The following is a 10,638-nucleotide window of genomic DNA, read 5'->3' as shown; positions in this document are numbered from 1 at the left end:
GTGAGGAGTGAGGAGTGAGGAGTGAGGAGTGAGGAGTGAGGAGTGAGGAGTGAGGAGTGAGGAGTGAGGAGTGAGGAGTGAGGAGTGAGGAGTGCTCGGCAGGTGATCGCGGATGTAGGACAGAAAGATTAGTGCGACAGGAAGATTGGAAAGCCGGAGAGGTGAGCACACTCTTCTTCTGACTGCATCTTTTTGTCACCCATGTTTTTGCCTGTAGCGGGTCGCCAATTCGCACCGTCCATTGCGCAATGCGTCAATCGCTGTCTCGGCTCGTTGGCGTCGTTGTTCGCCGCCGCTCGCGGAATGATACGCTTGTCTCTGCCCAGCTTCATTCGTCTGTCCTGCTGTTTTTACAGCGTGACTAGCGCGGATCCGGGGGCCCGTCATGCTGGATCACTCCTTGCCACTCAGTAAATACGGATCGTTGTTCGGCCTCAGTCTGCTCAAGCAAACGTGTCCTATTTCTAAACCTGCGATTTTTTAACCTTCCCTGGTCAGTGTCCCCCCTTGTGTGATAGTCGTTGTGTGATAGTCGCTGTGTGATAGTCGCTGTGTGATAGTCGTACGATGCGACGCTGTTCATTACAGAGTGATGCTTTTACGGATCGAGGTAAGTGGTCGACAGAAAGATTGGTGCGACAAAAAGATTAAAACGAGGGAGTGTTGAGTGCCTTCATCTTTTTGCCACCCATTTTTTTGCCTGTTTTTGGGCATCAGGGGACGTAGCGATCGATTGGGATCGTGGTCACCAATTCAACTCGTCGGCTGGACGGTGCGTCGATCGCTGCCGCCGTTACCACGGCTCGCTCGAGTTGTTGATCGCGATGCATTCGCGTGATTCGCGGGCAGACGTTGGCGAGCTGTATTCGCTGCGAATCAGATAGGGTTCCACGGGGCCAACGTGCATCATGCCGCCCACTTGATTGCGATTGAAGAATGCAAGGGAATACCAATTGAGAAGTGTCGGCTGGGTGCCGGATGCTGTAACGCGGCACGTCCGGATCGGAGCGGGGCCGCGGGGCAATCAGGCAGGGTTAAAATCTTGTGACACCACAATGGGAAACCAGTGGCAAACAGGGAACACAAAGCTTAACCTAAACCAAAGAGACCTCGGTTTACTCGCCGCCGAGTCGCCGACGGCGCGTTTTCAAATGGAAGATCGCTCGCGGCGACCGGGTGATCGCCATCGTTATCCGAATAAGGAGACGCGAAGACATCCATGAGCAAATCAGTACAGTCGGCTATACTCGGGCGACTAACCTACAATGAACAATTTCGTCATTATAGTACGCAAATTGTCCACAACGACGCGACGATCGAAGTGACGTTGAACGTTGACACCGACGATGGTGTCGCGAACATGCTTCCTTTGGCCGAGCAAGTTTGGAAAGGACGGTCTCGCCACATCAAGGCGTTTCGCGATTATGCCGCAACGCAATTGCTTGACGAGTTGAGCAAGTTTCTGCTTGCCGACGATGAGGAATCTGAGCCCATTACCTCGAAGCAATTGCAACGAATTCTCCGTGTTCCTTCTTCGATAAGCTTTCATTTTGAAAGACATAGCAAAGACAATGTGGAATTCTGTATTACTGGCCCAGGGTCGGTTTGCTTGCGCGAGCATTGTCTGTATGTCTTCTTTGCTGGCAATGGAACCATTAAGGGCGGCGAAGTGGTTCGGCTATTCTGACTGATGATCGCGACGAACAAGCGGTTCAACCGGAGCCGCGGGCCGCGCGGGTCCTGAATCAACGTTGGTTGGCCGCGGCCCGGTTAACCGTGGCGTTCCCCGACTTTAGGGGCTCACATACACCGAATCGGTGTTTTCTGATCCAGGCTGCAACGCTACACTCACTCCAACGACTTTACACACTACACGGAGGATGCTATGCGACTAATCAAACCAATCATGGCAGCTATGATCGTTTTTGCATGTGCATTCGTTGCCATACAAGGACTTCCGAATTCTGTCGCTGCTGATACTATTTCCGATGCGGAGAAGGTCCACCCAAGGACTTACCGTCTCGCCGACCTTCCTGTTTGGTCTCAGGACGGCAAAACGTTCAATGCAACAATTCTAATGGCATACCTCAAGGCTTCCGTTGACCCGAACGCGTGGGGTAAAGCATCAACGATGGCTCCGTACACTGAATGCCTGGTGATCTCGACCAATTCTGCTAACCATGATGCCATCCACGATGTGATCGAGCAGCTTCGGGAATCGACGACGAAGGCTGCCGTAAGATAGCGGCAAACCAATGGTTTGCACTGGAGTCGGGCGTCACGCTTTTTGACAGATCAAGCTTTTCACGGCCCGACCCCGTGAATCCAAACGTTCGCTGGACAAGTGAACCACAATGCTGTCACCTGAGTCTTTCGGTAAACAAGGAGATTACCAATGGAACGACAGCTAATCATCGACACGCGTCAAGAAGCGTACGGCTCGTTCTTCACTGATAATTTCGCACGCGAAGCATTTTCGGCGTCAGATTCGGCACCATTACTAAAAGAGCCAATTTTCGATCTCATCGCGGACTGGCGTAGTGCATCATATGCAGGTGCTCTGCCAGCACAAATACCGGGTTCGATCAAACAGTTTCACGATGCTTTCGTTAATCTGGAAACAACGGCATCGGTCAAGCAAGAGATTGATGGTGAAAACATATGGCAGCAATACCTAAGTTTGCATCCGTTTCACGTAGGGCTACATGGTACGATGCGACTTGTGTATTTAGCGGTTTACGGTGCTTACGAGAACTTTCTTGTTCGCTCGCTTTCCATTGCCCATAATGGAAAACCGATTCGTGTAACGAGCTCCGATTTCAAGAAGGACTTTCGCGATAAACTGGGCGTCTTGATTGATGATGCATGGTTCGCAGAGGACATTCGCATCGCTCGTCTTGTACGCCACTCCCTGATGCACGCTGGTGGACGTGTGACCGACGATCTTCGTAGATGCAAGATTCCGCTCGTGGTACACAACGACTTTCTAAATGTCTTCCCTGAACATGTGTTCGCGTTATACAATGCTTTGAAGGTTCCGGCGCTCGCGGTCATGCAGGCCGTCCCATTTTGCAGCAAAGACAGCGAACCAGCGGATGCACGCGAGTCGCCGAGTTGAGTTCATTGAAGTGGTAAGTCGTTCGCGGCGTCCACGTGATCCGTAGCGTTACCCGACTGAAGAAACTCTGTGAGAACGTTCGACATACTCCCGACGGTTGGCGTTGGACCAATTCGGTTCGGCATGACACGCGCTGAAGTCCGTGAACTTATTGGTCCACACGATGGTGACGGTGACGAAGAACGCGAATGGTACCTCGAAGATCTAGCGATCGATTTTGATGCTGCTGGCAAGGTTGCATTCATCGAGATCGCAGAATCCGAGAGCTTCCGTGCATTACTGGACGGCGAATGCCTTCACGAGCTGGATGCCAATTACGCGGTTGCCCACGTTGAAAAATTGGCTCCGTTCGACGCTGATGCTCCCGAACCCGGCTACACGTACGTCTTTCCGACGCTTCAACTCAGCCTCTGGCGTCCTGTTGTTCCAGATTCAAGCCAAGACTTGGACGACCCGACTGGTCGGACATTCGAGGCGGTCGGCGTCGGCCCTAATGGCTACTTTCCAAAAACCGGCAAATAACAATTAAGGCTTTGACATCGCGGAGCGAGGCACGAGCGGAGCCGATGTTCAAGGCCTTGGTTCAAGAAGGCTGGTGGAACGCTTTGAAGATTCAGCGATCACCTAGAGGATTTACGAAGGGTTTTGCTTTTTTGTCGCGTGACCGCAGGACTGATGATGGTGGCGGAGAGGGCCCTGGGTGCCACGTTGCAGCCAGCAACTGAGCCGCTTTGTGCGTTTCCTGATTGTCTGCCGATGCGTCTGCGGGCCGTGTGTTTCGCGACCAGCGCAGACCGTCTGCGATCGCACTCCTGGTGACGTTTCTTTTTTAACGGTTCGAACGATCGTAAGTTGCGTCGTTTAGCTTGCCTTTTCCCTCGCTGGTCCGCGACGATAGATCACTCGGTGGTCCGTGCAGCGGCTCGCTGGAGGGAACGGAGTCAACGGTGGGATTGCCGACTGGAACTCTGTTGTCTCCGTTTGCTCCTGCCCAAACCCCTGCTCCTGCGCAAACCCCATCAACAACTGGCGGAAGAGCGGGCGTGGCGGAATGGGGTTGTGGGCCTTCGACGTGGCAGCTATCGCGTGTTGCCCGCGGAGTTCGGTGCCTGTCTCCAGTGGCGATTGTTCTTCAGTCTGGCTTGCCGCGTGGTCGATCACTGGGGTTCTCGGCTCATTAACTTAGCCAACCACAGATGAACGCGGATGAACACAGATTCATCCATTTAAAAGTCTGCGTCCATTTGAGTTTATCTGTGGTTCCATGTCTTCTCTGCCAAGAGTGATGCTGCGGGCACCGGGCTTGGGTGCACTTTTGGGCTCTGGCGAGAATGGGGCACCTGCGTTGTTCCAGCCGTTTAGCCAGAACCATCCGAAGCAGGCGAGCACGCGGCAGGGCTGGTGGGTAATGGCAAGCATGTCCACGCGTGTCACCTGATCTGTGTTGTTTGCCGGCTGGCGATGATGACTTGATCGCGGTCGTTTCGGCGATTCAGGCGGTCTTCATGCATGATGGAGCGTCTGCAAACGGATTTACTGGCGGTTGTTGCGCTCGCTATGATTGGATCCACGTCAACCGCCGTGGTTAGCGATATCCCGTTACAGCAATCAGGGGAACCATGGGGCACATGTTGCGGATTGGACATGGTCTGAAGACGACCGGGTGGGAAGGAGACAGGGAGACACGGAGACAGGGAGACAGGGAGACAGGGAGACACGGAGACACGGAGACACGGAGACACGGAGACACGGAGACACGGAGTGAGGAGTGAGGAGTGAGGAGTGAGGAGTGAGGAGTGAGGAGTGAGGAGTGAGGAGTGAGGAGTGAGGAGTGAGCGTGGCACAGACTGAATCGGTGCTTTGGAACTCCTGGGAAAAAAGCAGATGGCAGACAGAAAGATTGGTGCGACAGAAAGATTTTTAGGACGATCAACGCTTGTCTCGTCCTTCCGTTTTTATCTTTTTGTCAACCATTTTTTTGCCTGGATTTTGGTGATCAAGGGACGCTGTGTCTTGATGGGATTATGGTGGTCAATTCACGTCGTCGTTTAAACAGTGCTTCGATCGCTGTCGCCGCTCGTTTGAGCTGTTGGTTGCGATATCATTTGTCCCTGGCAATTCCGTCATGCGTCGCTCATTCGCAATGATAGGCGTGATTCGCGGGCAAACGTTCGGGGGCACTATTTGCCACGAATCACGCGAAGAGGGTTCGGTGATCAATTGGACAAGGATCAAATATGGTGACACCACAAGGAGAAATCGGTGGCAAGCCGTGAACACAAAGCGTATCCTAACATCCGAGAGATACCGTTCTACTCGCCCGGAGTACGGCCTGCGCGATGTTGCAAATGGAAACTCAACTGTCGGTACTCGGTGACGGGTACCTTTATCCGAATGAAAATGAGTTTCCTGAAATGATAGACCCAAGCCTGTGAAAAACAAGAAACCACGATACCACTCGCCTCACGGTGCCTCGAACCCTTTGGGGCTATCGCTATCGAAGAAAAAACTTCGGATGCAACGCCCTGACCTGGGCGGTTTCGGAGGGGCGTGGGATTGGTGGCTAGGTTTCTCCGAGTGGGGGCGTTCATCTGTGATCTATATTGAGGAACATCTTAGATTCGGCGATAGTCGAGCTGCCGTGGTGATTGAAGCTGATCCAATCTACGTCGCTGCCTATACTGATGAGCTAGATTGCGTGGCGATGTTGAAGTTTGAGCCATCAGAGATATCACTCAGCGAACTAAAGGTTGGTCAGAAGTTAGTCACGATCAATACCTATGATTTTACCCCTGGGCTGGGAAGCGATCTTCATCCAGGCCCGGGTGCAACAGGAAGGTTCGTGAACTTCCACCCTCTTATTGCAGACTTCCTGACGGATGACGGTGAACCTTTATGCGAACGAAAGCAAACTATAGGTAAAGATGAATGGCGTCGAGCTTTTGAGCTGGGTAAAGAGTATAGGCGGTTGTATCCGTCTATGTTCCGGCCCGGCCGAGCAGTCCATTCATTTCACGCAACTTCCGATCTGACCCACAAACCTACAAGCTAACCATCGAACGGCGGATAACCATTCCGATCCAAGGGAGCGGCGAAGTCGCGTTTTTAACAATTGAGAATCTTTGGTCGCCGTCCCGTGATTGGTGGCGTTCGCCGACTGAAGGCATCTGCGTATGACGCAATTCGCTACGACTGCTGACATCCGGTCTGCCGACGACTCATCCCTAGGGCCGTACGTTCGGCTCTACACTCTTGCGTTCGCGAGCATGATTGCGATCGACTTATTGCTGCGTGCATTATCGGTCGGACTGACCGAGCCTGTAGGCCCTGCAGCAATGGCGGCCTTCATCTGCACTGTCCCAAAGAATAAGCCGCGATTCCGCTCCTTGTGGCGTTTCGGAATTGCTGTCGTGCTAGCTGGACTTCTTGCATTGGCCACCGCTGTCCTTTACAAGTCCTTTGGCATGGAGGAGGCGGGGAAACTTGCGTGGGTCTCTGCCGGTATCTTCTACACAATCACTTTCGGATGCATCGAAAGTTTATCGTTTTGGTGGACTTGCGTCGTGACGCCGGGGCGGAGCACCGCGAACAAGCAGGAGGATAACGAGTAAGGCTTTGACTTCGAGTTGGGCGGAGGTTGAGCCTGTGTTCTGTTGAATGGTTAGCGTTCTGAGAACCAGCGTGGCTCGTGAGATTAGCCGAAACTCAAGGCCTCTATTCAAAAAGCCCGGTGGAACTCCTACGTTCCGTGATGTGTCAGTTGGTCTCGGCTGCCAAGAAATTACACTCGCTTGACATTGAGGACCTCCGATTTCGTGCCGCTCGCCATGGTGATTTGCAATACATCCTCTACTGCTTCCATGGTCGTCAATTCCCGTCGTCGGTTGGACAGTGCGTCGACCGCTGCCGCGGCTAACTCGGCTAGGTCGAGCTGTTGGCCGCGATGCATTTGTCGCAGGGTAGTTCTGTCTTACGACGTTCATTCGCGATGGTTGGCGTGATTCGTGGGCAAATTTCCAGAAGCAATAGTTGGCCCGCGAAGTACGCGAATTTCCGCGAATCTGAGTACTCGTGTTGTTTTGGTCGCGATCGCAGAATAATCACTAATCTCATGCGAGAGGTGACGACGGGGGCCGGATGCTGCAACGCGGCACGTCCCAATCGGAGAGGGGCCGAGGGTCAATCAGGCAGAGTTAAAATTTTGAGATACCACGCGAGGAAAACCGGTGGCAAACAGGAAACCCAAAGCTTAACCTAAACCAAAGAGACCTCGGTCAACCCGCCCCGAGCACGCAACAAGCTATTTTTTCAGTGGTCACTTATCTGTTCGTGCCGGGTGACCTCAGACGTTCATCCACTGAGAGCGTCATCGCTGACACCAAACATGCAGATCTCTTCCTTGTCTCAAACGCAATCAAAACGACAACGCACACACGCTGGGACCTGGGTTTGCACGCTCGTGATCGTTGCTGTCATCGGTGGTTTCCACATTGCGAATCGAGCTCCACGCGGAGAATCCGAACTCGCCATTTGGGCGGCAATTCAAGCTGACGAACGTATTGTTGGCGCCGATAAATCGGACCTGACGCTTATTCGTTGGCGACGCGGAGCACATCTTGGAGATCTCGGTCCGACGGATACAATCGTTGTTCGTACTGAACGAGGGAGTTACCAAGTCGAGGCTTCAGCCCATTGTCTTGTTCCCGATGGCTGGAAGGCGTCAATTGGCTCAGTCGTTAAACTCGATGACTAGGAAGCGGCGAGCTATGCAATTCACCGAAGTGCGGCATAACGCGATTACAAATGGAAAGCACATTGGCCGCATTCGGTAATACGTCCATTGCGATCGATCTCGCCGGATTGATATCGGCGATGGGTTCGCGATTGCTGGCCGCGGTGAAGAACTTGGATTTTCTGGTTTTGGAATTAAAGAAGCAGCAGACGGAGTTGGATTTGCCGAGGTCTGCTCTCGCCTTTGTGACTTTGTTCAGATCTTCCGAGTATTCGATTGATACTAAGACACGATCACTGACGAGACGCCATTTTCTGTGGAACTGGAAGTTTCAAAATGCAACTTCGGAGATTGAACGAGGATGAAGAATTCACGGTTTACCTGTCGACAGATGAACACGGGAGGGATGCCAACGCGATGCTCGCCGAGCCGCCGAGTCGTGTTTATTGCAATGGATGATCACTCGCTGCGACCGCGTGATCGCTGACATTCGTCGCCAAAAGCTGGATCGCATTCAAGAATGCTACGAAACGTTCGGCCACATTTGGGCGATTGAAGTACGAGACGGTCTATCGGCAATAAACGACATCGTTGATTCACACGGACGCTAGGATAAATCTACAATTTAATTGCGAGTCGAAAGAGCAGATGTACAGGCTGTTGACCTTTGCTGAAAACATTTGAAAAAGGCGTGTCCGCGTCTTCAAAACGTTGCGAGAATATGCAGTATCTAATTTGCTTGAGCAATTGAATGGATCTTTAGACATTAGACATTAGTGAGGACTGAGGAGTGCTCGGTGGGCAATCGCGGGCGGTCGACAGGAAGATTGGTGCGACAGAAAAATTGGAACGCCGGAAAAGCGAGTCCTTCCTTTTTATGGCTCCATCTTTTTGTCATTCATTTTTGTGCCTGTAAGTGGTCGTCAATTGCGGTCGTCCATTGAACGACGCGTCGATCGCTGTCGCGGTTCGCTGAATGATTCGATTGATCTTTGTCCGGTTTCATTCGTCTGTCCCCGATTCGTCTGTCCTTCTGCCTTTTTGAGTCTGATTGCGCTGCGTCATTGGTGTGCGATTAGCGAAGATTAGTGTTCTCTCTTGCTGGCACACGAATCGTCACTAATCAACATTAGTCGTTGCGCGTTCTCACCAACTTCCGATGCGCCAGCCGAAGATCGCCGACTCGTGAGTTTGCTCGGACGATTATCGCTCGGTCCCGCTCTGGGGAGTATTCGGAACGTTTGTGACGCCGGTTCGATTGGTAAATCGTTTGTCGAACAAGCCATCGCAAGAACCCGTAATTGCATTGGAGATTGTGATCTAGATTATCTGGTCGTCAGGATATCCCCTAGTCGCTTCCAGTTAATTTGGAACGTTCGTCAACATCGAGATTCTTACGGAACGTCGGGGCGTTCGGCGATTCAAAATCCGGGTGTGTGCATCAAATGCAGGGCTGCCCATTTTTACTCGCGATCGATTTGATTTGCGACTCTGTCGGCGATACAATCCTTCGGACTAGAGTGCTCGACAGTGAATCATGGTGCAACGTGTGATATGCACTATGCCAGAGCACCTGATTACGTGGGAAACTATTTGCTGATGTTCACGTTGCCATGCGTGCCGAGTGACCTCTAGCTGTTCGTCAACAGAGTTTGGGTGCATGATACGACCGCGAAACGCCATGACCCTTATCGAGCTGATTGTTGTGGTTGTGATCATCGTGATCCTTCTCGCGTTCTCATTGCCCGCAGTCCAACATGCGCGCGAGGCGATGCGTCGGAGTCAATGCCAGAACAACTTGAAACAGATGGGGCTCGCGATTCACAATTACCATTCAAGCCATAGGCAGATTCCCGATCTATACAACGGTGCTTTCCGTGCGTCACCCCCTACGCTTGTCGAAGAATTTCATTGCCATCCGTGGCGTACTGCAATCTTGCCTCAACTGGAGGGCGGTAACGTACTTCTTGCATTGGACCTGACTCTGGCGGCGTCGAGCCCTGAGAATCAGGCTGTTATCAATATCGAGATGCCTGTGTTCGTGTGCCCGTCGACAAGTACGCCTACGGACGTGGTTCCCGATCTTAACCTTTGGCGTGATGCAAATGGGGTGTTTAGTCAACCCAAGGGGACTGCGGCCCGAACCGACTACGCAGCGATCGTTGGGATGGCCCCGTCGTCAGGCTACTTCAACATGACAGCTGCGGACTTCGGTGGATGGGCCGAGCCGAAATACTCGGCCGGTAACCAGACAACGTATCCCCCGCGACGGTTTTCTGATTTTTCAGACGGCTTATCTAACACGTTGCTTGTAGGTGAACGCTCGGGGCGGCCCGACAAGCACCACGCGGGGGAACCCGTCGTTCCGTTCTCAGTCTCGGCTGGAAAGGGAGATCACCATCAAGCCGCTTGGGGTGTTTCAACGCACGTGCAGCAACTTGTGCTTTTGCCGGCATTTGCCGTGAACGAAAATAATAGTCATGGACTATATTCTTTCCATGATGCTGGCGTGAATATCCTGATGGCCGACGGCTCCGTCCGGCTTCTCAGTAGCTCCACGGAAAAGGCAATGCTACGGTCTCTCATCACCCGCGCTGGACATGACTGACACTCAACTTAAACGACGAACCATTCGATGCACATTTCGGACTGGTAAGGTCTCGGAGACTCGGAGTGAGGAGTGAGGAGTGAGGAGTGAGGAGTGAGGAGTGAGGAGTGAGGAGTGAGGAGTGAGGAGTGAGGAGTGAGGAGTGAGGAGTGAGGAGTGAGGAGTGAGGAGTGAGGAGTG

General features: G+C 52.7%; 9 protein-coding genes. 8 read left to right on the top strand and 1 reads right to left on the bottom strand.

Annotated elements, in window-relative coordinates:
* Positions 1-1,219: 1,219 nt before the first annotated feature.
* From ABX962_RS19215 to ABX962_RS19185, 7 genes are all read left to right on the top strand, one after another.
* Positions 1,220-1,687 (top strand): DUF2262 domain-containing protein, encoded by a 468-nt coding sequence (locus tag ABX962_RS19215; protein ID WP_372721648.1) that lies wholly within the window; start codon positions 1,220-1,222, stop codon positions 1,685-1,687.
* Between the two features lie 198 nt (positions 1,688-1,885).
* Complete coding sequence (locus tag ABX962_RS19210) at positions 1,886-2,245, top strand: hypothetical protein (protein WP_372721647.1); 360 nt, start codon at positions 1,886-1,888, stop codon at positions 2,243-2,245.
* A gap of 150 nt (positions 2,246-2,395) precedes the next feature.
* Complete coding sequence (locus ABX962_RS19205; RefSeq protein WP_372721646.1) at positions 2,396-3,118, top strand: hypothetical protein; 723 nt, start codon at positions 2,396-2,398, stop codon at positions 3,116-3,118.
* Positions 3,119-3,241: 123 nt separating this feature from the next.
* A complete protein-coding gene (locus ABX962_RS19200; RefSeq protein WP_372721645.1) occupies positions 3,242-3,640 on the top strand; it encodes a hypothetical protein in 399 nt (132 codons plus the stop codon).
* Between the two features lie 905 nt (positions 3,641-4,545).
* Complete coding sequence (locus ABX962_RS19195) at positions 4,546-4,707, top strand: hypothetical protein (protein WP_372721644.1); 162 nt, start codon at positions 4,546-4,548, stop codon at positions 4,705-4,707.
* Between the two features lie 926 nt (positions 4,708-5,633).
* Positions 5,634-6,170, top strand: a complete 537-nt coding sequence (locus ABX962_RS19190; protein WP_372721643.1) for a hypothetical protein — start codon at positions 5,634-5,636, stop codon at positions 6,168-6,170.
* Between the two features lie 214 nt (positions 6,171-6,384).
* The gene (locus tag ABX962_RS19185) at positions 6,385-6,729 is read left to right on the top strand and encodes a hypothetical protein (RefSeq protein ID WP_372721642.1); all 345 of its coding nucleotides are present in this window, start codon (positions 6,385-6,387) and stop codon (positions 6,727-6,729) included.
* A gap of 170 nt (positions 6,730-6,899) precedes the next feature.
* On the opposite strand, the gene ABX962_RS19180 is transcribed toward ABX962_RS19185, so the two are convergent.
* Positions 6,900-7,067 carry a hypothetical protein gene (locus tag ABX962_RS19180; RefSeq protein WP_372721641.1) on the bottom strand — a complete coding sequence of 56 codons (168 nt, stop codon included), beginning with the start codon at positions 7,065-7,067 and terminating at the stop codon, positions 6,900-6,902.
* 2,443 nt (positions 7,068-9,510) lie between these two features.
* Between ABX962_RS19180 and ABX962_RS19175 the strand changes: the two genes are divergently transcribed.
* Positions 9,511-10,458 (top strand): DUF1559 domain-containing protein, encoded by a 948-nt coding sequence (locus tag ABX962_RS19175; RefSeq protein WP_372721640.1) that lies wholly within the window; start codon positions 9,511-9,513, stop codon positions 10,456-10,458.
* Positions 10,459-10,638: the final 180 nt, after the last annotated feature.

It is taken from the genome of Novipirellula sp. (assembly GCF_041583735.1).
GTDB lineage: Bacteria > Planctomycetota > Planctomycetia > Pirellulales > Pirellulaceae > Novipirellula.
The sequence above is the reverse complement of the archived record's forward strand: the minus strand, read 5'-3'. Positions and strand labels throughout refer to the sequence as shown.

Bases quoted from the DNA above. Each gene is read 5' to 3' on its own strand.
- ABX962_RS19205 (WP_372721646.1), top strand. From the start codon at position 2,396: ATGGAACGACAGCTAATCATCGACACGCGTCAAGAAGCGTACGGCTCG.
- ABX962_RS19210 (WP_372721647.1), top strand. From the start codon at position 1,886: ATGCGACTAATCAAACCAATCATGGCAGCTATGATCGTTTTTGCATGT.
- ABX962_RS19200 (WP_372721645.1), top strand. From the start codon at position 3,242: ATGACACGCGCTGAAGTCCGTGAACTTATTGGTCCACACGATGGTGAC.
- ABX962_RS19180 (WP_372721641.1), bottom strand. From the start codon at position 7,067: ATGCATCGCGGCCAACAGCTCGACCTAGCCGAGTTAGCCGCGGCAGCG.
- ABX962_RS19175 (WP_372721640.1), top strand. From the start codon at position 9,511: ATGATACGACCGCGAAACGCCATGACCCTTATCGAGCTGATTGTTGTG.
- ABX962_RS19215 (WP_372721648.1), top strand. From the start codon at position 1,220: ATGAGCAAATCAGTACAGTCGGCTATACTCGGGCGACTAACCTACAAT.
- ABX962_RS19185 (WP_372721642.1), top strand. From the start codon at position 6,385: ATGATTGCGATCGACTTATTGCTGCGTGCATTATCGGTCGGACTGACC.
- ABX962_RS19190 (WP_372721643.1), top strand. From the start codon at position 5,634: ATGCAACGCCCTGACCTGGGCGGTTTCGGAGGGGCGTGGGATTGGTGG.